At 72.3% G+C, this 23,602-nt stretch carries 22 protein-coding genes; 16 read left to right on the plus strand and 6 right to left on the minus strand.

Annotated elements, in window-relative coordinates; genetic code table 11:
• Window positions 1-167 precede the first annotated feature (167 nt).
• Entirely contained in the window at window positions 168-1,232 is a 1,065-nt protein-coding gene (locus tag N8J89_RS10070) for an Lrp/AsnC family transcriptional regulator (protein ID WP_283664060.1), read from the minus strand.
• A gap of 151 nt (window positions 1,233-1,383) precedes the next feature.
• On the opposite strand from N8J89_RS10070, the gene N8J89_RS10075 reads away from it, so the two are divergent.
• The 5 genes from N8J89_RS10075 to N8J89_RS10095 are packed head-to-tail and all read left to right on the plus strand — an operon-like array spanning window position 1,384 to window position 6,796.
• Window positions 1,384-2,772, plus strand: coding sequence for an extracellular solute-binding protein (locus tag N8J89_RS10075; protein WP_283664061.1), 1,389 nt, complete (start codon window positions 1,384-1,386; stop codon window positions 2,770-2,772).
• On the plus strand, window positions 2,756-3,679 hold the full coding sequence (locus N8J89_RS10080) for a carbohydrate ABC transporter permease (RefSeq protein ID WP_283664062.1): 924 nt from the start codon (window positions 2,756-2,758) through the stop codon (window positions 3,677-3,679). Before N8J89_RS10075 ends, N8J89_RS10080 begins: the two co-directional genes overlap by 17 nt.
• Window positions 3,676-4,497, plus strand: coding sequence for a carbohydrate ABC transporter permease (locus N8J89_RS10085; RefSeq protein WP_283664063.1), 822 nt, complete (start codon window positions 3,676-3,678; stop codon window positions 4,495-4,497). Before N8J89_RS10080 ends, N8J89_RS10085 begins: the two co-directional genes overlap by 4 nt.
• Complete coding sequence (locus tag N8J89_RS10090; protein WP_283664064.1) at window positions 4,497-5,582, plus strand: ABC transporter ATP-binding protein; 1,086 nt, start codon at window positions 4,497-4,499, stop codon at window positions 5,580-5,582. The genes N8J89_RS10085 and N8J89_RS10090 overlap by 1 nt, the downstream gene beginning before the upstream one ends.
• Entirely contained in the window at window positions 5,579-6,796 is a 1,218-nt protein-coding gene (locus N8J89_RS10095) for a CehA/McbA family metallohydrolase (protein WP_283664065.1), read from the plus strand. Before N8J89_RS10090 ends, N8J89_RS10095 begins: the two co-directional genes overlap by 4 nt.
• On the opposite strand, the gene N8J89_RS10100 is transcribed toward N8J89_RS10095, so the two are convergent.
• On the minus strand, window positions 6,757-9,495 hold the full coding sequence (locus N8J89_RS10100) for a glycoside hydrolase family 38 N-terminal domain-containing protein (RefSeq protein WP_283664066.1): 2,739 nt from the start codon (window positions 9,493-9,495) through the stop codon (window positions 6,757-6,759). The two genes, N8J89_RS10095 and N8J89_RS10100, sit on opposite strands and share 40 nt — an antisense overlap.
• 159 nt (window positions 9,496-9,654) lie before the next feature.
• Here N8J89_RS10100 and N8J89_RS10105 point away from each other — a divergent pair, with 159 nt between their 5' ends.
• A complete protein-coding gene (locus N8J89_RS10105; protein ID WP_283664067.1) occupies window positions 9,655-10,893 on the plus strand; it encodes a cytochrome P450 family protein in 1,239 nt (412 codons plus the stop codon).
• A 64-nt stretch (window positions 10,894-10,957) separates the two neighbouring features.
• Here N8J89_RS10105 and N8J89_RS10110 read toward each other — a convergent pair whose 3' ends face one another.
• Both N8J89_RS10110 and N8J89_RS10115 read right to left on the minus strand, forming a co-directional pair.
• Complete coding sequence (locus N8J89_RS10110; RefSeq protein WP_283664068.1) at window positions 10,958-11,737, minus strand: NPCBM/NEW2 domain-containing protein; 780 nt, start codon at window positions 11,735-11,737, stop codon at window positions 10,958-10,960.
• Window positions 11,734-12,312, minus strand: coding sequence for a glycoside hydrolase family 97 catalytic domain-containing protein (locus N8J89_RS10115; RefSeq protein ID WP_283664069.1), 579 nt, complete (start codon window positions 12,310-12,312; stop codon window positions 11,734-11,736). Before N8J89_RS10115 ends, N8J89_RS10110 begins: the two co-directional genes overlap by 4 nt.
• Window positions 12,313-12,399: 87 nt before the next feature.
• Here N8J89_RS10115 and N8J89_RS10120 point away from each other — a divergent pair, with 87 nt between their 5' ends.
• The 7 genes from N8J89_RS10120 (at window position 12,400) to N8J89_RS10150 (ending at window position 18,288) form a co-directional block, all read left to right on the plus strand.
• Window positions 12,400-13,221 (plus strand): hypothetical protein, encoded by an 822-nt coding sequence (locus N8J89_RS10120; protein ID WP_283664070.1) that lies wholly within the window; start codon window positions 12,400-12,402, stop codon window positions 13,219-13,221.
• Between the two features lie 201 nt (window positions 13,222-13,422).
• A complete protein-coding gene (locus N8J89_RS10125; protein ID WP_283664071.1) occupies window positions 13,423-14,700 on the plus strand; it encodes an adenosylmethionine--8-amino-7-oxononanoate transaminase in 1,278 nt (425 codons plus the stop codon).
• 48 nt (window positions 14,701-14,748) lie between these two features.
• Window positions 14,749-15,468: a dethiobiotin synthase gene (gene bioD, locus N8J89_RS10130; RefSeq protein ID WP_283664072.1), complete on the plus strand. Its 720-nt coding sequence runs from the start codon at window positions 14,749-14,751 to the stop codon at window positions 15,466-15,468.
• Window positions 15,468-16,340 (plus strand): hypothetical protein, encoded by an 873-nt coding sequence (locus N8J89_RS10135; RefSeq protein WP_283664073.1) that lies wholly within the window; start codon window positions 15,468-15,470, stop codon window positions 16,338-16,340. The genes bioD and N8J89_RS10135 overlap by 1 nt, the downstream gene beginning before the upstream one ends.
• 76 nt (window positions 16,341-16,416) lie before the next feature.
• Complete coding sequence (gene bioB / locus N8J89_RS10140) at window positions 16,417-17,457, plus strand: biotin synthase BioB (protein ID WP_283664074.1); 1,041 nt, start codon at window positions 16,417-16,419, stop codon at window positions 17,455-17,457.
• Entirely contained in the window at window positions 17,444-17,668 is a 225-nt protein-coding gene (gene bsaP, locus N8J89_RS10145) for a biotin synthase auxiliary protein BsaP (protein ID WP_252486187.1), read from the plus strand. The genes bioB and bsaP overlap by 14 nt, the downstream gene beginning before the upstream one ends.
• Window positions 17,668-18,288: a DUF2567 domain-containing protein gene (locus tag N8J89_RS10150; protein WP_252486188.1), complete on the plus strand. Its 621-nt coding sequence runs from the start codon at window positions 17,668-17,670 to the stop codon at window positions 18,286-18,288. The genes bsaP and N8J89_RS10150 overlap by 1 nt, the downstream gene beginning before the upstream one ends.
• Here N8J89_RS10150 and N8J89_RS10155 read toward each other — a convergent pair.
• Both N8J89_RS10155 and N8J89_RS10160 read right to left on the minus strand, forming a co-directional pair.
• Entirely contained in the window at window positions 18,285-19,205 is a 921-nt protein-coding gene (locus N8J89_RS10155) for a LysR family transcriptional regulator (RefSeq protein ID WP_283664075.1), read from the minus strand. The genes N8J89_RS10150 and N8J89_RS10155 overlap by 4 nt on opposite strands.
• 43 nt (window positions 19,206-19,248) lie before the next feature.
• The gene (locus N8J89_RS10160) at window positions 19,249-19,785 is read right to left on the minus strand and encodes a CGNR zinc finger domain-containing protein (RefSeq protein ID WP_349497461.1); all 537 of its coding nucleotides are present in this window, start codon (window positions 19,783-19,785) and stop codon (window positions 19,249-19,251) included.
• A 44-nt stretch (window positions 19,786-19,829) separates the two neighbouring features.
• Between N8J89_RS10160 and N8J89_RS10165 the strand changes: the two genes are divergently transcribed.
• The 3 genes from N8J89_RS10165 to N8J89_RS10175 all read left to right on the plus strand — a co-directional run bounded on the left by N8J89_RS10165 (window position 19,830) and on the right by N8J89_RS10175 (window position 23,578).
• Window positions 19,830-20,459, plus strand: a complete 630-nt coding sequence (locus tag N8J89_RS10165; protein ID WP_283664077.1) for a maleylpyruvate isomerase family mycothiol-dependent enzyme — start codon at window positions 19,830-19,832, stop codon at window positions 20,457-20,459.
• Between the two features lie 97 nt (window positions 20,460-20,556).
• The gene (locus N8J89_RS10170) at window positions 20,557-22,530 is read left to right on the plus strand and encodes an alpha/beta fold hydrolase (protein ID WP_283664078.1); all 1,974 of its coding nucleotides are present in this window, start codon (window positions 20,557-20,559) and stop codon (window positions 22,528-22,530) included.
• 166 nt (window positions 22,531-22,696) lie between these two features.
• Window positions 22,697-23,578 (plus strand): spermidine synthase, encoded by an 882-nt coding sequence (locus N8J89_RS10175; protein ID WP_502868434.1) that lies wholly within the window; start codon window positions 22,697-22,699, stop codon window positions 23,576-23,578.
• Window positions 23,579-23,602: the final 24 nt, after the last annotated feature.

Raw genomic sequence — 23,602 nt, forward strand, 5'->3', positions numbered from 1 at the left:
CATCCCAGCGAGCAGCCGCCGTCACGTGGCGTGGCCTTGGCGGCGGTTGCTGTGAGCGTCTGCTCGCTGGGATGTGGTGTGATGTCTCCAGGTTGACGGGCATGGGGAACCTCAAGACTTCGGACAAGTTTTCGAAAAGCCAGCCCGGCTGCTGGTCCGGTGTCGCTCTAGTCCTCGATCGCCCAGGTGAGGCTGTGCGTGTCGTCGCCGGGATGTGGGCTCCACCGGATGTGGGTCAGCCGCAAGGACTCCGGCAGCACGTAAACCGTGTGCCCGCCCGCCGTCTCGCCCGGTGCGACGCCGATCCGGTGCGGCGGCCGGGACGACAACGCCACCGGTGCCTTGGAGATCTGTTGTCCGTCCTCGGTGACCAGCACCAGGTACAGGTCCGGCAGGGACGCGAAGGGTACTGGGCCCCGGTTGTGGAGTTCGGTGTGCACGACCACCGAGCGCTCGCCCTCTTGCAGTCGGTAACCGGCGGCGGTGAACAGGAAGTCGGCCGGGTCGACCACCTCGACCAGTTGGATGACCAGTCGTTCGCCTTCCTGGCCTTCCGTTTCCAGTGCGCCGCCGACTACGCCGGTGCGGCTGCCCGCCGCTGGGGCGGTGGTCACCGTGGGCTGGTCGCCGCGTGCCCAGGTCGCCGACTGGGGTGGGCCCCAGGTGCTCATGGGGTCCGCGCCGGTTGCCGGGAACGGGGGCTGGGCGGGGAAGCCGCCGCTGGGCGGGTTGTAGACCGGGGGTGGGGGTGGGTAGGCGCCGGTGGGGACGCCGGGCTGGTGTGCGGGGTACGGGCCGCTCGGGGTGCCGTAGGGACCGCTGGGTGTCCCATGTGGACCGCCGGGTGTGCCGTACGGGCCGCTTGGGGTGCCGTAGGGGCCGCTGGGGGTGCCGTGCGCCGGGTAGACGCCGCTGGGGGTGCCGTGGGCGGGGCCGGGGCCGTAGACGGGGGGAGCGTAGGACGGGGGTGGCGCGGCGGGCGGGGGTGGGGAAGCGGCAGGGGGGAATCCGGCCCAGGCTCCGGCTGCGGCCAGTGCGCCGCGCAGGCCGTTGGGGTCGAACTCGACGCCGACGATCAGGGGCAGGCCGCTGGCCGAGAGGGCCACCAGTCTGGAGGCGGCCTCCCTGGGGTCCACGCCTGCCCTGGCGGCGATCTCGTGCACGGGAGCCGCGCGCCCCGACTCGGCCAGCAGGGCGAGCAGGCGCATGTCCACGGGATCCGGCGACACCACGGAGCGAACCTACCCCTTCCTCACGATCATTGCGGGGGCGCACCCGCCGACGGAAAAACCCGAGCTGTGACCCTTGTCATCTTCCGCCCGGTCTGGTGAGTATTTCACCCCACGTGGATCAGCCAGGTGAACCAGCCCCGGGAGGTGGCGGATGCGCAGGGTCGCGACACCGCTGGTGATGGTCGCGTCGCTCGGGTTGCTCGCCGGATGTCTCGGCAGCCCCCAGCAGACCGATGTCACCCGCAACGCCGACGCGAAGGAGTTGTCCCTCACCATCACCGGCAACGCGGTGGCCGGTGGGAAGAACGCCACCCGCGCCGCCTGGGTCACCGACTGGGTGATCCCGAAGTTCACCGAGGCGCAGAAGGCCAAGGGCGTCACCGTGACGGTGAAGTTCGACGGCAACGGCGCGGGCGATGAGGACTACAAGACCAAGGTCGCGCTGGACCTCAAGACCGGCGGCGGCGCGGACGTGCTCACCGTGGACGGCATCTGGATCGGCGAGTTCGCCGAGGCGGGACACCTGAAACCGCTGGACGACCTGGTTGGCAAGGCCAAGGTGGACGCCTGGGACGGCTGGAGCCAGGTCCCGCAGTCGGTGCAGGGGCTCGGCTCCTTCGGCGAGCGCCGCTACGGCATTCCGGACGGCACCGACGGGCGGGTGCTGTTCTTCAACAAGAAGCTGTTCGCCCAGGCCGGGCTGCCCGCGGACTGGCAGCCGAGGAGCTGGACCGACATCCTGGCCGCGGCCGGGGAGCTGAAAAAGCTGCCCGGAGTGACACCGTTGCAGGTCAACGCCGGCACCGCGATGGGCGAGGCGACCACCATGCAGGGTGTGCTGCCACTGCTGGCCAGCGCCGGGAAACCGCTTCACCGGGACGGCAAGTGGCAGGCCGGGCCGGCGCTGGGCGAGGTGCTGGAGTTCTACGCCAAGGTCTACCGCGAGGGCCTCGGCGACCCGCTCACGCAGCAGGAGGCCAAGGGGCGGGACAAGTCCTTCGCCCAGTTCGCCGAGGGCAAGCTCGGCATCATGATCGAGAGCGACTACCTGTGGCGCGGGGTGGTCGAGCCGAACCGGGGTGTGGCCAAGATGGCCGACCGGGACCAGGCGGTCGGCTACGCCAAGATCCCGGCCCGCCAGCCCGGGGTCGGCGGCCGGGACTTCGTCAGCATGTCCGGTGGCGCGGTCAACGTGCTCAACCCGGCCACCAAGTACCCGCAGCAGGCCTGGGAGCTGTTGCAGTTCATGAACTCCGCCGAGGCGCTCAAGGCCCGCGCCGCCGGCGGCGCGCAGGTCACCGCGCGCAACGACGTGAACAACCAGGTCCTGGCCGGGGACCCGATGCTGACCTATGTGGCGCAACAGGTCCTGCCGGTCACCCACTACCGGCCGCCGGTGGCCGGCTACCCGAGGGTCTCGGCCGCGTTGCAGCAGGCCACCGCGGACGTGATCGCCGGGCGGACCGTGGCCGAGGCGCTGTCGAACTACCGGGCCGCGCTGTCCAAGATCGTGGGCGAGGCCAATGTCGACGCCGGTTGACCTGAAGCCCGCCGCGGAGCGGTCCGCGGCGGGCCGGGTCGCCGATGTGGCCGGACTGGGCATCGGGCGTGCGGTCGGGTTTGTGCTGCCCGCGCTGGCGCTGATTGGGCTGTTCCTGGTCTTCCCGGCGCTGTGGACGCTGTACATCGGCATCACCGACTACCAGTTGACCGGCCCGGCCGCGGCCAACCCGCAGGTCATCGGCTTCGACAACTTCCTGGCCGCGCTCAACGACGGGCTGTTCCGCAACTCGCTGTGGCTGACCGTGCTGTTCGTGCTCGGCTCCGCGGTGATCGGGCAGAACCTGCTCGGCTTCGGCCTGGCCTACCTGCTGCGCGGGGCCGTGCCCTGGCTGCGGCGGCTCACCGAGAGCCTGGTGCTGCTGGCCTGGATCCTGCCCAGCACCGTGGTCGCCTTCCTCTGGATCGCCGTGCTGGACCGGGACGGTGGCACGCTGAACCTGTTGCTGGCCAACGAGGGCACCGCCTGGCTGGTGCAGTACCCGCTGATCTCGATCATCCTGTTCAACACCTGGCGGGGCACCGCGTTCTCCATGCTGCTCTACTCCTCCGCACTCGCCGCGGTGCCGCCCTCCCAGTTGGAGACGGCGAGGCTGGTCGGCGCGAACGGCTGGCAGACCGTGCGGGACGTGGTGTTCCCGCACATCCGGGGGCACGTGCTGACCAACACGCTGCTGATCAGCCTGTGGACGGCCAACGACTTCACCCCGTTCCTGCTCACCGCGGGCGGGCCCAACCACGCATCGGAGACGCTGCCGGTGTTCATCTACCGGCAGGCCCTGGAAGGCGGTCAGCTCGGCTACGCCTCGGCCATCTCGCTGCTGTTGCTGCTGGCGAACCTGCTGGTGGCCGGGCTGTACCTGCGGCTGCTGCGGAGGCGGGCATGAGCGTGAGGTTCCTGTTGCGGCGCATCGGCTTCTACACGCTGATCGCGGTGGTGCTGTTCTTCTTCGCGGTGCCCATGCTGTGGCTGGCCAGCGCGCCCTTCGACGCCCGCCCCGGACTCGGCCTGCGCTGGCCGGACTGGACGCTGGACAACGTCGGCAAGACCCTGGAACACCCGAACACGCTGTCCTCGCTGCTGAACTCGCTGATCCTGTGCGGGATCGCCACCGCGGTGACCACGGTGTGCGCGGCGCTGGCCGCCTACGCCCTGTCCAGGGTGCGCATCCCCGGCCGGGACCTGTTGCTGTACCTGCTGTTGCTGCTCTCCAGCGTGGTCACCGGCACCGCGGCGATGGTGCCCATCTTCGTGATGATGTTCCAGCTCGGCCTGATCAACTCCCAGTACGGCACCGCGCTGGTGATCGCCGGCGGCATGCTGCCCGCGGCCATCTTCATCCTCAAGGACTTCATGGACTCGGTGCCGCGCTCCTACGAGGAGTCGGCCAGGGTCTTCGGCGCCTCGCCGGGCCAGGTGCTGCGGCACGTGGTGCTGCCGGTGGCGCGGCCGGGGATCGCGACCATCCTGGTGTGGGCCTTCGTCAACGCCTGGGGCAACTTCCTGCTGCCGTTCCTGCTGCTGCGCGATGTCCAGGCGCAACCGGCCGCGGTGCTGTTGCGCACCCTGCAGGACGAGGGCGGCAGCGCCAACCTCACCGTGATCCCGGTGTTCTCACTGCTGTACTCGATACCGGTGGTGCTGCTGTACCTGGTCGTCAGCAAACGCTACGGGTTCCGCTTCCACGGAGGGATCAAGAGCTGATGGCGGGTATCGGCATCACCGGACTGTCCACTGTGTACCCCAACGGGGTGCGCGCGGTGGACGAGCTCGACCTGCGCATCGCCGACGGCGAGTTCTTCGCCCTGCTCGGCCCCTCCGGCTGCGGCAAGACCACGCTGCTGCGCACCATCGCGGGTCTGGAGCAGTCCAACGCGGGGTCGATCACCATCGATGGTGACGAGGTCACCTCGGCCGAGCCCGGCAAGCGCGGGGTGGCCATGGTGTTCCAGGACTACGCGCTGTTCCCGCACATGACGGTGGCGGAGAACATCGGCTACCCGCTGCGGGTGCGCGGGGAGAACAAGGCGGCGCAACGGAAGGTGGCCGAGTCCACCGCGGACGGGCTGAGCCTGGCCGGGCTGCTGGAACGCCGCCCCGGCCAGCTCTCCGGCGGCCAGCAGCAGCGGGTCGCGCTGGCCCGCGCCATCGCGATGGGCGCGCGGGTGCTGCTGCTGGACGAGCCACTGTCCAACTTGGACGCCCGGCTGCGGCTGGAGGCGCGCACGTTCCTCAAGCGGCTGCAACGGGAACTGGGCATCACCACGGTCTTCGTCACCCACGACCAGGCCGAGGCGCTGGCCCTGGCCGACCGGATCGCGGTGATGGAGTCCGGCAAGATCCGGCAGCTGGGCAGCCCGCGTGAGGTGTTCCAGCGTCCGGCGAGTGTGTTCGTGGCCAACTTCATCGGGTCCACCCCGATGAACCTGCTTGACGCGATTGTTGTCGGTGACGAGGTGGAGGTGGCGGATGCGCGGCTGGGTCGGCCCCTGGGTCTGGCCGTGTCCGACGGCGACCAGGTCACGGCGGGCATCCGCCCCGAGTACCTGCGACTCGCCCCGCAGGGCACAACCGGCGGGATCACTGGCGTGGTGTCGACGGTGGAGAACCTCGGGGTGAGCTCGCTGGTGTCGCTGGAATGCGCGGGTGGCCTGCTGGTCGGGGTCACCGTGCCGGAGCAGGACGAGCCACCGGTGGGCAGCACGGTCACCGCGGTCCCCGAACCCGGCAGGCTGCTGCTCTTCGACGCCGACGGCCTGTTGCTCAGCCCGGATCCGGTGCCCGCGTGATCGTCCACAGTGGACTGATCACCAGGGAGCTGCGCTCGGCGAGCCGCTGGCTGGAGCTCCCGTTCGAGGTGCCGCCCGGCTGCGCAGGGGTCACCGTCGAGCTGACCTACGCGGAACCGGCGATCCTGGACATCGGCTGTGCCGGACCGGCGGGCTGGCGCGGCTGGTCCGGTTCGGCCCGCCGCCGCTTCGCCATCGGCCCTGAGGCCGCCACCCCCGGCTACCTGCCCGGCGAGGTCGAGCCGGGGGAGTGGCGCGTTGTCCTTGGCCTGCACCGGATTCCGCCGGAGGGCGCGCACGCCCAGGTCGAGGTGACCCTCGGCCCGGCCTTCGTCGAGGTCGAGCGCCCGGCACCGCTGGCCCCCGCGCCACGCCCGCCGCGGCCCCTCCCGGCCAGTGCGGGCCTGCGCTGGATCCCGGCTGACCTGCACGCGCACACCCTGCACTCCGACGGCCAGCTGACCGTGCCGGAACTGGCCGCGCTCGCGGTGTCCAACGGCCTGTCCGCGCTGGCGGTCACCGACCACAACACCGTCGCCCACCACGCCGAGCTGGCCGAGGCAGGCAACCGGTACGGCATCGCGCTGATCCCCGGTCAGGAGGTCACCACGGACTCCGGCCACGCCAACGCTTTTGGCGACATCGGCTGGATCGACTTCCGCAGGCCGCCTGCCGAATGGCTGACCGCGGTGCGCGAGCGCGGCGGCCTGCTGTCCATCAACCACCCGCTCTCCGGCGACTGCTCCTGGCGGGACCCGATGCCGGAACGCCCGCCGCTGGCCGAGATCTGGCACTCCAGCTGGTGGAGCCGGACCTGGGGCGGCCCGCTGGCCTGGTGGCGGTCCTGGGGCATGCAGGTCACCCCGGTCGGCGGCAGCGACTGGCACGGCCGCGGCGCCGACGCCGAGCCCGGCAACCCGACCACCTGGCTCGCCGTGGACGAGAACGCCTACGGCCCAACGGAACTGGCCACAGCCGCCCTGGACGCCCTGCGCTCGGGCCGCACCGCGATCAGCGCCAACGTGGACGCCCCAGTGCTGCTCCCGGTCGACGGCGAACTGGTCATGGTGGGCGCCTCGGACGCGCTGCTCTACGGCCCGGACGGCAGCCGGAGTGAAGCCAGGACCGAGGGCAGGCTGCCCGCCGCCGGTCCTGGCGGTCACGTGCTCACCGATCACGAGGGCGGCGTGATCTCCCTCTGCGGCAACCCCTGACCGAGCCGCACGGTCGCGATCTCCCAGCCCCGCAACGACAACTCCACCGCGTCCTCGGCGACGTCCAGCTTCGCCAACGGGTTCCCGGCCAGGTCGGTGACCCGCGCGCTGACCAGGCCGGGCAGGTGCAGCACGGTGTGCACCGGCTCGTCGGAGTAGGCGATGAGCCGCAGCTCCAGCTCGCCGTCCCGCTCCCGCAACCCGCTCAGCACCGCGCCCTGCACGCGCAGGCCGGTCGCCTCGGCCAGTTCGGCGGTCCCGGTCCCGGCCGCGCTCACCAGCGGCAGCGTGAACCGCTCCACCAGCCCCATCACCTCGGCGTCCGAGCGCCCGGTCCCCACCGCGATGCCGAACCGGGCCACCCGCGACCCCAGCTCCTGCGCCCCGGGGATCGGCGTGGTCGGCCCGGCGGGCTCGGCCCGCAGCGGGTGCAGGTTCCGGCTGATCGCGCCCACCGACCGCAGCACGGTCAGCGCCAGCTCCCCGCCGGTCACCTCGTACTCGGTGGCCTGTTCCAGCAACACCGTCGCCGCACCGGCCGCCACGAACCCCGAGGCCGGGAAGGTCGGCAGCGGCTCCTCCCCGTTGCCGCCCTCGTTGGTCAGCCCGCGCGCCTCCACACCGAACTGGCCCTCGGCCCGCGATCCGGTGACCGGTCCGACCGGCAGGTGCACCCGCACTCGGTGGTCCCGGCTGCGGTTCTCGAACCGGAGCTCCAGCCGCACAAAGGGTTCCCCCGCCCGCAGCTCCACCGCCATGGACACCTCGGTCGCCACCGTGCCCGCCGCCCGCGCCGACCCGGCGGCATCGGCCAGCCCGGTCGGCCACTCGTAGGTCCGGTACACGGTGAACCCACCGGCCAGGGGTCCCGGCGCGTCCGGGCAGACCAGGGTGGCCACCGGCTCGTGCACCAGCAGGTCGGTCACCGGCGGGCCGTAGTTGTAGCTGTCCCCGGCGTCCCCGCCGTCGCAGATCCGCCCGACCCCGTCCAGCGCGAGGCCATCCGGGTCCTCGATCCGCAGCGTGCCGTCGTCCAGCACGCTCACCGCGACCAGGCCGTTGCTCAGCACACCGTCCACAATGGACACAGGATGCTCGACGGGCGCGGTCCCGGCCACCGGTCGCGCCGCGGTCCAGCCCAGCGCGGGCACCGGCACCGCGGCGAGCAGCTCGCGCCTCGGCTCGTCCACCACCCGCATCGTCCACACCGGGTGCTCAGCCGCCCGCGCCGCCAGCTCGGCCGCGAAGCGCTCCACGTCGTAGCCTGGATCGCCCAGCCGTCCCACCGCGAACTCCACCACGCCTGCCCCGATGACCGCCCGTTGGACTGCCCGGTCGTACATGACTTGGCCGAAGGTCCGCCGCCGCACCGCCTCGGCCACCTCGGCCGCCGGGAACTCCGCGGCCAGCAGCACCCGCTCCGGCCGCTCCACCTCCTGGGTCGCCGCCAGCCGCCCGTCCGGCAGTTGCAGCGCCACGGCGTCCCAGTCCTCCGGCGCGACCGCCGACACCCGCACCACGTCCTGCCGGAGCCACGGACTGGGGTTCACCACCAGCACCGCGTCCCCTGGCGCGCGGGTCGCCAGGGCGTCCACCACCCGGTCCCGCACCGCCGAGCCCAGCTGCTCGGCCTCGGCGATCCGGCCTGCCACCTGGGCCGCCGTGCTGTCCGCGCCGCAGCCGGTCACCGAGTCGTGACAGGAGGCGTCCACCAGTCGCTGCCAGGCCATCTCGGCGAAGGGCTGGGCCGCGGCCGGGAACCACAGTGCGGCAAGGGGTTCGGCGTAGCGCTGCACCATCCGCTCGGCCTCGGCCATCGCCTGCTTCACCGGCGCGCGCACCGAGAGCACCCCGGGCAGCAGGTTCGCCCGCGCGTGGCTGCGCAGCTCGCCGCGCACCTCGGTCAGCCCGGCCACGTCCACCTCCCGCCCGGCCAGCGCCTCGGTCAGGGTGGCCAGCCGCAGGGTGACCGGGCCCTCCGCCGCGCTGACCGCCCTGACCTGCTCGGTCAGCGAGGGCAGCGGCGCGCCGTGGTCCGCGCCGTACATCGCCAGCACCTCGTCCGCGCCGAACCAGTCGCGCATCCGCTCGGCGAAGTCCTCGGCCCGGCCCCTGGTGGCCGAGGGGTCGGTGAACAGCACCGCCGCGTTGCCGTAGCCGCCGGGCAGGTACTCGGTGCGCACCGCCGAACCGTCGGGGGACACCCAGGAGAAGCCGTTGCTGTCCACTGTGGACGGAACACCGCGCCACAGGCAGGCCTGCCGGAAACCGAAGCCGCGCAACAGCTGGGGCAGCTGCGCCGCGTGCCCGAACTGGTCCGGCAGGTAGGCCACCGGCATCGCGCCGCCCAGCTCGGCCGAGCGGGCCAGTCCGATCTCCAGGTTGCGCACCAGGTTCTCGCCGGAGCAGAGGAAGGAGTCCGCGAGCACCCGCCACGGCCCGACCGCGAGCTGCCCGCGCGCCACCAGCTCCCGCACCTGGCCGAGCGCGGCCGGCCGGATCTCCAGGTAGTCGTCCACCGCCGCGGTCTGCCCGTCCAGGGTGAACCGGAGCTCGGGATCGGCGGCCAGTCGCGGCAGCACCTCGTCCAGCAGGTCCACCAGGCGCAACCGGAACCGCTGGAACGGCTCGTACCACTCGCGATCCCAGTGCGTGTGCGGGACGACATGGACGGTGCGGCGGAGTGACGTCGAAGGCACGCTCACACGTTAGTGAGCCACGGTGGTTATGTGTATACCGTCAGGAACTTTCGCCTGGACGCACACGTTGGGCGGAGTAAGGTCGGCTTAGCGGAGTTAACAACGTTCACAATACGGTGACGTATGTGAACCCCGGTATCGAGTGGGGAGTAGGGCCGGATGGGCACTGACACCGCGGCGGCGGAACCGCTGCCGGATCTGCAGATGTTCGACGACGCGTACATGAAGGACCCGTACCCGATCTACGCCCGGCTCCGGCAGCAGCTGCCGGTGCACCGGACCTCGCTGCCCAACCGCTCGTTCGACATGTGGGTGGTCACCAGGTACGAGGACGTCAAGATCGCGCTGACCGCGCCACAGGTCAGCAAGGACGCCAACGCCATGCGCGAGCTGATCCTCAAGGACGCGCCGGAGGGCGCCCCGCAGTTCACCGAACAGCTGGCCGGGCACATGCTCAACAGCGACCCGCCGCAGCACACCCGGCTGCGCAAGCTGGTGGCCAAGGCGTTCACCCCGCGCCGGGTGGAGCAGCTGCGCCCGCGGATCGAGCAGATCACCACCGAGCTGCTGGACCGGGTCGCCGCCGGTGGCGAGGTGGTCGACCTGATGGAGACCTTGGCCTTCCCGCTGCCGGTCACGGTCATCTGCGAGCTGCTCGGCGTGCCAGAGGCCGACCAGGCCGACTTCCGCCGCTGGTCCAACTCGCTGCTGGGCAACAGCAACGCGCCGGAACAGCAGGCCAAGGACAGCCAGGACCTGGCCATGTACCTGGTGCGGCTGATCGAGGACAAGCGCGCCACGCCCACCGACGACATGCTCTCCGACCTGATCCAGGTCAGCGAGGACAGCGACTCGCTGAGCCAGGGCGAGCTGGTCGCGATGGCCTTCCTGCTGCTGGTCGCCGGGCACGAGACCACGGCGAACCTGATCGGCAACGGGATGCGCGCGCTGCTCACCCACCCCGACCAGCTGGCCGCCCTGCGGGACAAGCCCGAGCGCCTGCACAACGCGGTCGAGGAGCTGCTCCGCTACGACGGCCCGGTGATCACCGGCACCATCCGGATGACCACCGAGCCGCTCACCCTCGGCGAGGTGACCGTGCCCGCCAACCAGCTGCTGCTGGTCGGCCTGGGCTCGGCCAACCGGGACGCCACCAAGTTCGAGAACCCGGACGAGCTGAACATCGACCGGGTGCTCGGCGGCCACTTCGGCTTCGGCCACGGCATCCACTACTGCGTGGGCGCGCCGCTGGCCCGGCTGGAGGCGGTCACCGCGATCGGCGGCCTGCTGGAGCGCTTCCCCGAGCTCACGCTGGCCGTGCCGCCGGAGGAGCTGAACTACCGCAGCAGCGTGCTGATCCGCTCGCTGATCGAGCTGCCGGTTCGCCCGAACGGCTGATCCACACCCACCACAGCGACGGTGGCGTGTCCCCAGCGGGCACGCCATCGTCCTTTGTGGACACTCAGCAGGACAGCCTTGCCTCGGCCCAGTCCGCGTGGTCGAAGTTGCGGCCGTCCTCGCCGTCGGTCACCCGCAGCGTCAGCGTGCGCGCCCCGGCCACGTCCACCGACAGCGGCACCGCGGCCTGCCCGGTGCGCAGCACGGCGGTCTCCTGCCGGAGCACGCCGTCGACGAGCACCTGGAAGACGGCCGAACCCGGCGAGCTGGTCTCGTCGTCCAGCCCGACCAGCGCGGTGAACCGGGTGCACCGGCCGCCCAGGTGCACCGAGATCTCGCTCGGCGCGTGCGTGCCGAGCCCCCTGGCGTGGTTGACCCCGTTGACCCGCAACGGGTTCCCGTCGCCACCGGCGGACTCGTTGTTGGAGCGGTCCCGCTCCACCGGGCCCCAGCCGTTGCTCTCCGCGGCGAACGGCAGCTCGCTCACCCACGGCTGCCCGGTCAGCGCGACCGCGGCCTTGACCCCCTGCTCCACGTGCACCCGCCGCCGCCCCTGCGGCAACGCGGCATCGGTGAACTCGGCGAACACCGGGATCTCCACCGGCCCGAACTTCGCCTCCGGCCCCACGGTGACCTGCCAGCGGCCGCGCAGCTGACCGCCGGGAGCCAGCCGGTCCAAGGTGATCGCCGGTCCGCTTACCTGCCAGCCCGCCGGCGCGCTGGGCCGCAGCTCGACCTCGCGCAGCGTCCGCGCGCTGTCCCCGGTGAACTCCGCGGTCGCCTCGAAGCTGTTGCCCGCCAACAGGTCCCCGGCATCGCCAGGGCTCACGGTCAGTTTGGTCACCGGTGGCTGCGGCACCGGCTGGTGGCAGCTGGTCCGGCCCGCGATGGCCCGGCGATCGCGGCGAACCGCCGTTGACGCGGCCCGACCTCCAGCGACACCGGCGTGTAGTCCATCGAGCCGACCACGTTGCGCGCGAACGGGTGCACCGGGTTGTCGGTGGGCTGCGGCAGCTGTTCCGCGCCGTGCACCGCCTCCATGGTGAGCAGGTGCGGCCAGGTGCGGGCCAGCCCGTGCGGGATGGTCGAGCCGTGGAAGTTGACCATCAGCCGGTGCCGGGCGGTGTCGGCCAGCGCCTGGTCGTACCACTGGTAGCGGGCCTGCGAGTCCGACTCCATGAAGTCGATCTTCACGCCCTTGACGCCCCAACCGGTGATCAGCGTGAACTGGGTGTCCCGCTCCTGCTGGGTGTCCAGCCGCTGCCAGTGGAACCACAGCAGCACGTCCACGTTCCTGGCCCGCGCGTACCTGGTCAGCTCCGGCACCCACCCCGTGGTGAGATCGCTGCGCTCGGTCCGGATCCCCAGCGGCGAGGGCAGGATCACCGGCCGCCCCTCCCGGCGCACCGACAGCGTCACCGACCCCTGACCGCGTGTTGGCCGTTGTTGGACACCGAGTTGGCCGTTCCGGACGCACGGGGCAGCCGGGTTTGGTAAACCCATGCCGTGATCTCCGCGAAGCCGCCCGGCCCGTCCACCCCGGCCAGCGAGGCCGAACTCCGCCTGCGCTGGCTGCGCGCCCAGCCGCTGCTGGTGCTCGCCTACGTGATCGTCCCCGGCTTCGCCGCGGCGCTGGTGGTCACGCTGGTGATCTTCGGCCTGACCCTGCGAGCCGACTCGGCGATCGGCCTGGTGATCATCACCGGCGGCCCGCTGGCCGGGTTCGTCTGGGCGCTGACCCGCAGGCCGGAGTGGTGGCTGACACCGACGGCCTGGGCCCGGCGGGCGTTCTGGATCACCGCGCTGGTCTGCTTCGCCCTGCTCCCGGCCACCGGCTACTGGTCACCGATCCAGTGGTGGGTGTGGCCGCTGGTGCTGACCCTGTGCGTGTTGCTGCCCACCAGCGCCGGGGTGCTCGCCGGACGCGCCCGCCGCGGCTTCCTCACCCCGTACAGCCCCGACCTCGGCGAGACCGGGTTCGTGCTGCACGCCGACCTCAACGGGATCACCGGCCAGCTCCGGCTGGAACTGACCGAGCTGCGCTGGAAACAGGGCGGCTCGGGCGACGAGGTGTCCCTGCTGCTCAAGCAGATCGAGCAGGTGACGGTGATCGAGGTCTCCGAGACCCTCGCCCCGGCCCGCCGCGCGCTGAGCAAGCCGGACGGCAGCGGGGGCGCGTCGCTGCCGCCGGGCCGGGTGCTACAGGTGCAGGGCCGCCGGGGCACCATCCTGTTCCCGCTCAAGGAGGTGGACGCCTTCGCCGAGATCGTGCACCGGCGGATGGCGGCCCGGCCACAGCTGATCAAGAACGCCCGCGTCACCCCTTGAGTGTCCACAGTGGACGGTATTCGCGCCGGAGCCGGACGCTGATCCCCGGCGTGCGGTAGCAGGGATCGGCCGCCATGATCCGGGCCAGCTCCGGTTCCTCGGCGTCGAAGAGCAGCAGCGCGCCCCGGCCGCACCGCCAGCGGCCGAAGCGATCACGACTCCCGTGAGCGGGACTGCGGAGACACGACCTAGGGTGCGGAGGTGAGCCGCGAACTCCTCGACCTCGACCGCAGGCACGTCTGGCACCCGTACGGCCCGATGCCCGGCACCCAGGAGCCGCTGCTGGTCGAGTCCGCCCAGGGTGTGCGGCTGCGGCTGGCCGACGGCCGGGAGCTGATCGACGGCATGTCCTCCTGGTGGGCGGTCATCCACGGCCACCGCCACCCGGCCCTGGACGCCGCGGTGCACGCGCAGGTGGACAAGCTGAGCCACGTCATGTTCGGCGGCCTCACCCACGAGCCCGCGATCCGGCTGGCCCAGAAGCTGGTCGAGATCACCCCCGCGCCGCTCCAGCACGTCTTCCTCTGCGACTCCGGCTCGGTCTCGGTCGAGGTCGCGGTCAAGATGTGCCTGCAGTACTGGCGTTCCCTCGGCCGCCCGGACAAGCGCAGGCTGCTCACCTGGCGTGGCGGCTACCACGGCGACACCTTCCAGCCGATGAGCGTGTGCGACCCCGACGGCGGCATGCACTCGCTGTGGCGCGGCGTGCTGCCCGAGCAGGTCTTCGCCGAGGCCCCGCCGCGCGGCTTCGACGCCGACATCGACCCCCGCTACGTGCAGCACCTGGCCGACACGATCGAGGAGCACGCCGACCAGCTGGCCGCGGTCATCGTCGAGCCGGTGGTGCAGGGCGCCGGCGGCATGGTCTTCCACAACCCGCGCTACCTGCACGTGCTGCGCGAGCTGTGCCTGACCCACGACGTGCTGCTGATCTTCGACGAGATCGCCACCGGCTTCGGCCGCACCGGCGCGCTCTTCGCCGCCGACCACCCCGGCGTCAGCCCGGACGTGATGTGCCTCGGCAAGGCCCTGACCGGCGGCTACCTCAGCCTGGCCGCCACCCTGTGCACCGAGCGGATCGCCGGGGGCATCGCCAAGGGCGAGCTGCCGGTGCTCGCGCACGGCCCCACCTTCATGGGCAACCCACTGGCCACCGCGGTCGCCAACGCCTCGCTGGAGCTGCTGCTCAGCCAGGACTGGGCGGCCGAGGTCCGGCGGATCGAAACCGGTCTCGGCAAGGGGCTGGCCGGGGCGAGCGCGCTACCCGGGGTGCGCGATGTGCGCGTGCTCGGCGCCATCGGAGTGATCCAGCTCGACCATCCGGTGGACATGCGGGCCGCCACCGAAGCCGCGGTTGGTGAGGGCGTGTGGCTGCGCCCGTTCCGCGACCTGGTCTACGCCATGCCGCCGTATGTCAGCACCGACGACGACGTCCAGCGGATCACCGCCGCCCTGCGCGCCGCGGCGGCCGCCGGCTGACCCTCCCCCGATCGGGCCCGCCCGGACGCTTGAGTAGCGTGCACAGACGTGACCGTGCTGGTGATCACTGGAACCGGGACCGAGGTCGGCAAGACGGTCGTCACCGCCGCCGTCGCCGCGCTGGCCAGGGCGCAGGGCAGGCGGGTCGCCGTGCTCAAGCCCGCGCAGACCGGGGTGGGACCGACCGAACCGGGTGACATCGACGAGGTGGTCCGCCTCGCCGGTCCCGTCACCGCGCGCGAGCTCGCCCGCTACCCGCAACCGTTGGCCCCCGCGACCGCGGCCCGCGCCGCCGGGCTGCCCCCGGTCCGGCCGGCCCAGATCGCCGCCTCGGCAACGGGTCTGGACGCCGAACACGACCTGGTGCTGCTGGAAGGCGCGGGCGGCCTGCTGGTCCGCTTCGACCACGCGGGCAGCACCCTGGCCGACGCCGCCTGGGCGCTGGGTGCGCCGGTGCTGCTGGTCGCCTCGGCCGGGCTCGGCGTGCTCAACACCGCCGCGCTCACCGTGGAGGCGCTGCGCCGCCGCGGCCTGACCTGTCAGGGCGTGGTGGTGGGCAGCTGGCCGCACCAGCCCGGCCTGGCCGCCCGGCACAACCTGGCCGACCTGCCCGAGGTCACCGGCGTGCCGCTGCTCGGCGTGCTGCCCGAGGGCGCGGGCAAGTGCCACGAGGAGGACTTCCTGCTGCTGGCCCGCCGCGGCCTGGCGCCCGCGCTGGGCGGGGAGTTCGACGCGGCCGAGTTCACCGTCCGGCACGGGCTGACCTGATGCCGCGACCCCCGGCCCGCAAGTCGCCCGGCTGCGCGGTCGCCCTGCTGGTGCTGCTCGGCGGACCGGCCGCCTACCTGGTGTGGGCTGTGATCTTCGGCGGCGCGGATCCCGACGTCCGGGTCTGGCAGACCGTCGGCGCGGCCGCGCTGCTGGTGGCCACCGTGGCCGGACTGCTGGTCACCCTGGACGTCGGCGACGGCAAACGCCCCGGCTACGACCTCGGCTGCGTGGCGCTCGGCCTGCCGCTGCTCACCGTGCCCGGCCTGCTGCTGGCCCTGCTCGCCGAGGGCACCGGCATCCGGATCACCGGCTGGGGTCTGGTCGTCTTCGGCGTGCTGGTGATGCTCGGCGCGGTGCTCAACCGCGGCGGCCCCGATGACGAGGACGAACCGGCCGAACCGGCGAACGGCCAGGTCAGCCACCTGCCCAGGCCCGCGTCGGCCAACGAGCCGGTGCCGAGGGCGAACCGGATCGGCTGCTCGCTGGCCGCGGTCGGCCTGCTCGCCCTGCCCGGGTTGTCCCTGCTCTGGGTGGCCGCCTTCGACCCCGCCCGCACCCATTCCGGCCGGGTCTGGGCGGCGGTCGCCGGCGCCGCGCTGCTGGCACTGGCCGCCGCCGCGACCGCCGCCGCACTCGGCCTCGGCGAGGCCCGCGGTCGCCTGGACCTCGGCTGCCTCGGCCTGGTCCTGGTGCTGCTCATCGCACCCGGCGTGCTGCTGCTGATCGCGGCCAACCCGCCCGGCGGGGTGCGCGTGGTCGGCTGGTGCCTGCTGGGCCTGGCCGCACTGGCCGTGCTCGCCACGGTGACCCGCGGTCGCCTGGATCGAATCCGTTCCCCCAGAAGGGATGAATCCGCCCCGGAACAGTGAGATGTACCTCAGCGCACTCCGGCATCGGTAAGGCAGGATGGCAAGCCGACCGAGCGTCCATCGGAAGGAACACACGGTGACCACAGCCGCCGAACAGGCCACCACGACCGAGGCGGGCGACCGGGACATCCTCATCGTCGCGCGGGAGCAGGTGCTCAACCGCGGTGAGGGCCTGTCCGAGGCGCAGATCCTGGCCGCGCTCCAGCTGCCCGACGAACGCCTCGGCGACCTGCTCCAGCTCGCGCACGAGGTGCGGATGGCCTGGTGCGGTCCCGAGGTCGAGGTCGAGGGCATCGTCAGCCTCAAGACCGGCGGCTGCCCCGAGGACTGCCACTTCTGCTCCCAGTCCGGCCGCTTCCCCTCGCCGGTGCGCTCGGCCTGGCTGGACATCCCCGGCCTGGTCAAGGCGGCCGAGCAGACCGCGGCCACCGGCGCCACCGAGTTCTGCATCGTGGCCGCCGTGCGCGGACCGGACAAGCGGCTGCTCTCCCAGGTCAAGGCCGGGATCGAGGCCATCCGCGCGGCCGGCATCGACATCCAGATCGCCTGCTCCCTCGGCATGCTCACCCAGGAGCAGGTGGACGAGCTGGTCGCGATGGGCGTGCACCGGTACAACCACAACCTGGAGACGGCGAAGTCGCACTTCGCGAACGTGGTCACCACGCACACCTGGGAAGAGCGCTGGGAGACCCTGCGGATGGTGCGCGAGGCGGGCATGGAGGTCTGCTGCGGCGGCATCATCGGCATGGGCGAGACCGTCGAGCAGCGCGCCGAGTTCGCCGCCCAGCTGGCCGAGGTGAACCCGGACGAGTGCACGATGAACTTCCTCATCCCGCAGCCCGGCACCCCGTACGAGAACTTCTCGATCGTGGAGGGCTCGGACGCGCTGCGCACCGTCGCCGCGTTCCGCCTGGCCATGCCCCGCGCCATCCTGCGCTTCTCCGGCGGCCGCGAGCTGACCTTCGGCGACCTGGGCACCCGGCAGGGCATGCTGGGCGGCATCAACGCGATCATCGTCGGCAACTACCTGACCAACCTCGGCCGCCCGGCGAGCTCCGACCTGGACATGCTGGAAGAGCTGAACATGCCGATCAAGGCGCTCAATGACACTCTCTGACACCCCTGCCACCGCCCTGTTCTGCGACATCTGCGGCAAGCCGGACAACGAGGGCGAACACCGGAGCTGCGTGGCCAGGCGGGCCATCGACCCGCCCCGGTACTGCCCCCAGTGCGCGCGGCGGATGATCGTGCAGGTGAGCCCGTCCGGCTGGTCGGCCAAGTGCAGCGCGCACGGGTCCACCGAGGGCGGCCAGGGAGGACGACTGTGATGAACGAGCCGCCACTGCCCGGTCGCGCGGACCCGGTGCGCATCCAGCCCGGCGGGGTCGGGCAGCTGCCGGAAGAGGCGTACCTGCCCTACGTGCTGCCCCGGCCGATCCCGAGGGTGGTGGTCAAGGCCGACCTGCTGCCCGCGATCAGCATGGCCTCGCTGATCTCGCTGCTGGGCATCCCGGTGGCGTTCCTGTGGTCGCTGCTGGCCCCGCCGATCCAGCGCCAGGTCGCCACCAACGGCCGCACCCCGGCGCTGCCCGGCGACTCCAACCACCAGTTCGACTCGCTGGCGGTGTTCCTGCTGCTCACCCTGGCCGCGGGCGCGATCACCGGCGCGGTGGTGTGGCTGCTGCGCCGGCGCCGGGGACCGGTGGTGATGATCGGCGCCACCGCGGGCTCCGCGCTGGCGGCCTACCTGGCCACGCTGATGGGCGGGCTGTTCACCGGCTTCTGGTACTCGGTGCCCACCTCGGTGCAGCTCGGCGACGTCTACACGGTCGCCCCGGCCGCGGTGGACGTCACCGCGATCCTGGCCCAGCCGCTGGCCTTCATCATCGTCTACGGCGCCTGCGCGGCCTGGAACGGCCTGGACGACCTGGGCCGCAGGCTCGGCTAGCTGGCCGGGCGCAGCTCGGCCGCGCTGGCCCGCAGCTCCGCGTGGAAGGCGAGCACCGCGGGGGAGCGCCGGGCGTGCCGGGGCACCGCGAGGCACACCGACCGGCGCGGCGGCTCCGGCGTGATCGGCCGCAGCACCACGTCCGCCGGCGTCCGCCCGGCCGCGATGCCGGGCACGATGGTCACCCCGAGCCCCTCGGCGACCAGGCTCAACTTCGCGGTCCACTCGGCCACCCGCAGCGGGGTGTCCGGGGTGAACCCGGCGCTGGCGCAGGTCGCGTTCAGCGCGCCCACCGCCTCCGGGGTGTCCGCCACGATCCAGCTCTCCCCGGCCAGCTCGCCCAGCGGCACCCGCCGCCGGTTGGCGAGCCGGTGCGTCACCGGCAGCGCCACCAGCAGCGGATCGTCCAGCACCGGCAGCAGCTCCGCGCCCGGCACCTCCAGACTGGGCCGCTTGTGCGTGCTGACCACGGCCAGGTCGAGGTCACCGGCCTCCACCATGGGCAGCAGGCGCTCGGTGGTGCCCTCGCGCAGGGTCAGCGTGATCTTGGGGTGGGCCGCCCGGAACCGGGACAGCGCGCCCGGCAGCAGGGCCGCGTTGGCGGTGGCGAAGGCGCCGACCCGCAGGCAGCCCGCGTCCAGGGTGCGCATCGCGTCCAGCGCCCGCGCGGTGTCGGTGAGCCGGTCCAGCAGGGACCGGGCATGGGGGAGCAGGTACTCCCCGGCGGGGGTCAGGCGAACGCCACGGGGGATCCGGGCGAACAGTTCCACGCCACAGAGGTCTTCAAGCGCCGCCATCTGGCGGGACACTGCCGACTGGGTGTAGCCGCCGGCCGCGGCAGCCCCGGTGAACGACCCGTGCTCGACCACTGACACGAAGGTCCGCAGCGCGATCGGGTCCAACAACTCCGCACGCACCCTCCGAGGTTACGCACCTCCGCCGCTGGTGACACGCCCACCCTCAGTCCACCCGCCGGCGGTAGTGCCTGCTGACCCTGGCCCGGTTGCCACACGCGGGCGAGCACCACCCCTGCCGGGGATGCTCGCGGACGTAGTACTTCACACACCGAGGCCCCCGGCAGGCCCGCAACCCCAGCCGCGCTGGCGAGGTCAGAAACGCGATCGCCGCCCGCGCGAACCGGTCCAGCACCAGCTCAATCCCGTTGCCCCCCAACGCTTCCGTGTGCACCACCGGCCCCGCTGCCCACTCCAGCCAAACCCGCTCCGGCAACACCGCCGCGTTGACCAGCCGCACCGCCTCCGCCACCGACGGCAACCGGTCCGCATCCGCCGCACTAGGCGGCTCCGGCGCCACCACCACCGCGAACAACGACCGCACCGCCTGCCGCAACCCCACCAATGCCAACCGCCCGGCTTCCTCCACCCCCGGATCCCCCAACCACCGCCTGCACCGGTCAAGATCCCCAAGATCGTCGGCAACACCACCCCGCCCGTCATGCCGAACGGTGCTCACCAACGCCAAAACCGGGTCCACCACCCCATCCTAATGGTTAGATACCCAAAACCCATTAGGAGCCCCACATGACGATGCCCCCAGATCTCGCCCAAGCCCTGCACACCGCGAACAACCGCCTCCGCGCCCTGCTCGACACCCCCTTCGACACCAGCACCCCGTCAGCATTGCCTGGCTGGACCCGAGCCCACGTCCTCACCCACCTGGCCAACCTCGCCGCCGCGTTCACCCGCCAGGCGGAATTCGCCTACGCCGGGAACCAGATCGAGGTGTACGACGGCGGCCGCCCAGCCCGCGACGCCGCCATCGAACAAGGCGCCACCCAGCCCCCCGAAACCCTGCGCGCCACCCTGCACACCGCCCTGAACACCCTGGACGCCACCTGGGCGAAGGCCACCCCCACTGACTGGACCCGCCCGGTCAGCTACCGCGACGGCATCCTGCTCGACACCGCCCTGGCCTGGTGGCGCGAAGCGGAGATCCACACCACCGACCTGGTCCTGGCCTACACCCCAACCGAGTGGACCCCGGAGTTCACCGCCTACCTGACCACCTACCTGCACCCCCGCCTGCCCCACCCGGTCACCCTCCAAGGCACCCCCACCGCCATCGCCGCCTGGCTGGCCGGCCGAGTCCCACCCACCCCGGTCACCACCGCCGACGGCACCCCGCTGCCCACCCTCAACCCCTGGCCCTGACTGCAACCCAGGTGCCACCCCAGATCTGGCACCACGGGTTGACGCCCCAAACCCCTTGGCGTGACTAGCTTCCACATCACACCAAGGGAAGGTTCACATGCGCCCCAACCACTTCCGCACCCTCACCACGGCAACCCTGCTCGCCCTAACAATCCCCACCACAGCCACCGCCACCCCAGTCGCCGCCGCCACCCCCGTCGCCTCCGCCGCTGCTGCCCGCTCCGCCGCCATCGCGGCCTCCTCTGCCGCCGCGACCGCCGCCGCCTCCCCTGCCACCGCCGTGGCCTCCACCTCTGTCGCCGCTCCACCCACCTCGCCCCCCACTCACCCCTGCGCCACCGCGACCCAACAGTGCGACGGCACCCTCGACCTCCCCCTGAACTGGTCCGACCCCACCGGCGAACGCATCCCCATCCCGTTCACCTTCCACCCCCGCACCGACCAGTCCCGCCCCGCCGAGGGCACCGTGCTCGCCCTCGGCGGCGGTCCGGCCTCGTCGCTCGGCGGCGCCATCGAAGGCCACCGTCGGGCCCTGGGCGCCGAGTCCGCCCGGTTCAACGTGTTGGCCGTGGAACGCCGGGGCTTCGGCCGCGCCGCCCCGTTCGCCTGCCCCGACCTGGACCTGACCACACCCCAGACCGTCGCCGACTGCACCAACGGCATCGGCCCCCGGCTCCAGTTCTTCACCACCGACCAACGCGTCACCGACGTCGACGCCGTCCGCGCCGCCCTGGGCATCCCGGCGCTGACCCTGTACGGCACCTCCTACGGCACCCGCGACGCCACCGCCTACGCGGTCCGCTTTCCCCAGCGCACCAAGGCGATCATCGCCGACAGCGCCATGCCGGTGAACGCCGAGGGCTACGCCGTCGGCGACACCTTCAACGAGCGCCTGCGGGTCACCGCCACCCAGCTCACCGCGGTCTGCGCGCCCTCCCCGGCCTGCCGCGCCCTGCCCGGCACCCCCGCGAGCCGCTGGTCGGACCTGATGACCCGCCTGCGCGCCCACCCCGACCCCAAGCTGCCCCTGTTCGCCCTCAACGACATCATCTCCAAACCCGGCGAACCCTCGGTCGGCCGCGAGATCAACGCCGCCATCGCCGCCTACCTCGCCGACGACCCGGCCCCGCTGCACCGCCTCGCCGCCACCGGCCCCACCCTGCCGCCCAGGGGCTCGCCGTTCACCGCCCCGTTCTTCGCGTTCTGGTGCGCCGACAGCGCCTACCCGTTCTCCCGCACCGCCACCCCGGAGGTCCGCCGCCAGGAACTGGCCCGCTACCGCCAGGCCAACCCCGAACGCCCGGTGACCGCCGCCGAGGTCATGGGCGCCTTCGGCTGGGCCGAGGACTGGTGCGCCCACTGGCCAACCCCGCGCCCCACTCCGCTGATCCCACCCGGCACCGCCCTGCCCGACGTCCCCCTGCTCGCCATCGGCGGCCAACTCGACCTGGGCGCCGACCAGGCGGCCCGAACCCTGGCCGCTTCAGTCCCCCGCGGCCGCGCCCTGATCGTCCCCTTCGGTCAGCACGTCCCCAGCATCACCAACTACGGCTACAGCCCCTGCGCCGCCCACGCCGTCCGCACCTTCCTCACCAACCCGGCCAAACCCACCCCGCCCTGCACCGCCGAGAACTACCAGGCCCAGGCCCACTTCCCCCGCACCACCGACAACCTGCCCACCCCACACGCCCCAGCCCTGTCCCGCGAACACCGCACAGCCCTGGCCGTGGCCTTGAGCACCGCCAACGACGCCCTGGCCCGCCGCAACCCGAACACCGCCCTCCAGGTCAACCGCAAGCAGCTCCCCGGCGTCCGCGGCGGCACGATCCACTTCGAGAACCCCCAGATCCGCCTGGACCACGTCCAGCACGTCACGGACGCGGGTGTCACCGGCACGATCACCATCCCCGCGCAACACGAGGAAGCGACCGCCACCCTCACTGTCACCCACAACGGCAAGACCACCGAGCTCCGCCTGCGCTGGAACCCCTTCCACGTGAGGCAGACGCTCAAGATCCAGGGCACGGCGGACAACGCCAGCTTCACCGCGACGTTCCCGAACGCCAGCTAGTCCACCTGCCCCGTCCCGCCGTCCCGCCGTCCCGCTGGCCATCCGCCCCGTCCCGCCGCTGGGCCTGCCCTTCTCCTCGCGCCCCGCTCGGCCCTGCCCCGCCGCCCTCTCCCCGCTCGGGGTTAGGGTTGCGGGGTTGGCCGGGCGGGAATCGGGACGGGGCTGGATGCGGCGGGGGCGGGAACCAAAGGGGCAGCGGGGCGCCGTGCGCGGACCGGTGCCCGGCCAGTACCCGGTGCGGTTCGGCATGGCCGAGCTGCTCGCCGACCTGGACTGGCCCAACGGCTGGCTGCTGAGCGTGGACGGCGTCGCCCAGTCCTATGTGGACCTCGACGACCCCACCCACCTGGAGTTCGACTACATCCGCCGCATCGGCGACGTCATCGACTGCCTGGGCGAGCCCGAAGCGGCCTTGGACGCCCTGCACATCGGTGGCGGCGCCTGCACCGTCCCGCGCTACCTCGCCGCCACCCGCCCCGGCTCGCGCCAACTGGTCTTCGACGCCGACGGCGAACTCATCGACCTGGTCCGTGAACACCTCCGGCTGCGCGACGTCCCCGCCCTGCGGGTGCGGGTGTGCGACGGCAGGGAAGGCGTGACCACCCGGCGTGACGAGTCGGCGGATCTTGTTGTGCTGGACGCCTTCCAGCGCGCCTCCATGCCCGGCGGCCTGGCCACCCGGGAGTTCATCGGCGACATCGCCAGGGTGCTCCGCCCGGACGGCACGGTGATCGTCAACGTCACCGACGGCCCCGGCCTGAAGTTCGCCCGTCGCGTCGTGGCCACCCTGAGCCTGGTCTTCCCCCAGGTCCTGCTGGTCGCCGAACCCGCGGTGCTGCGCGGACGCCGGTTCGGAAACCTGGTGCTGGTCGGCTCCAAGACCGATCTGCCGGTGCCGGAGATCACCAGCAAGGTGCACTCGGCGGCATTCCCGGCCCGCTGCGTCTCCGGCGCCGACCTGACCAAGCTCTGCGCGGGCGCCGAACCCATCACCGACACCGCGCCCATGGTCGCCCCGGTGCCGCCCGCCCGAGCCTTCGGGGGTTGACCTCCAGCTTAGTGGAGGTTGCAT

It is taken from the genome of Crossiella sp. CA-258035, assembly GCF_030064675.1.
Taxonomy (GTDB): Bacteria; Actinomycetota; Actinomycetes; order Mycobacteriales; family Pseudonocardiaceae; genus Crossiella.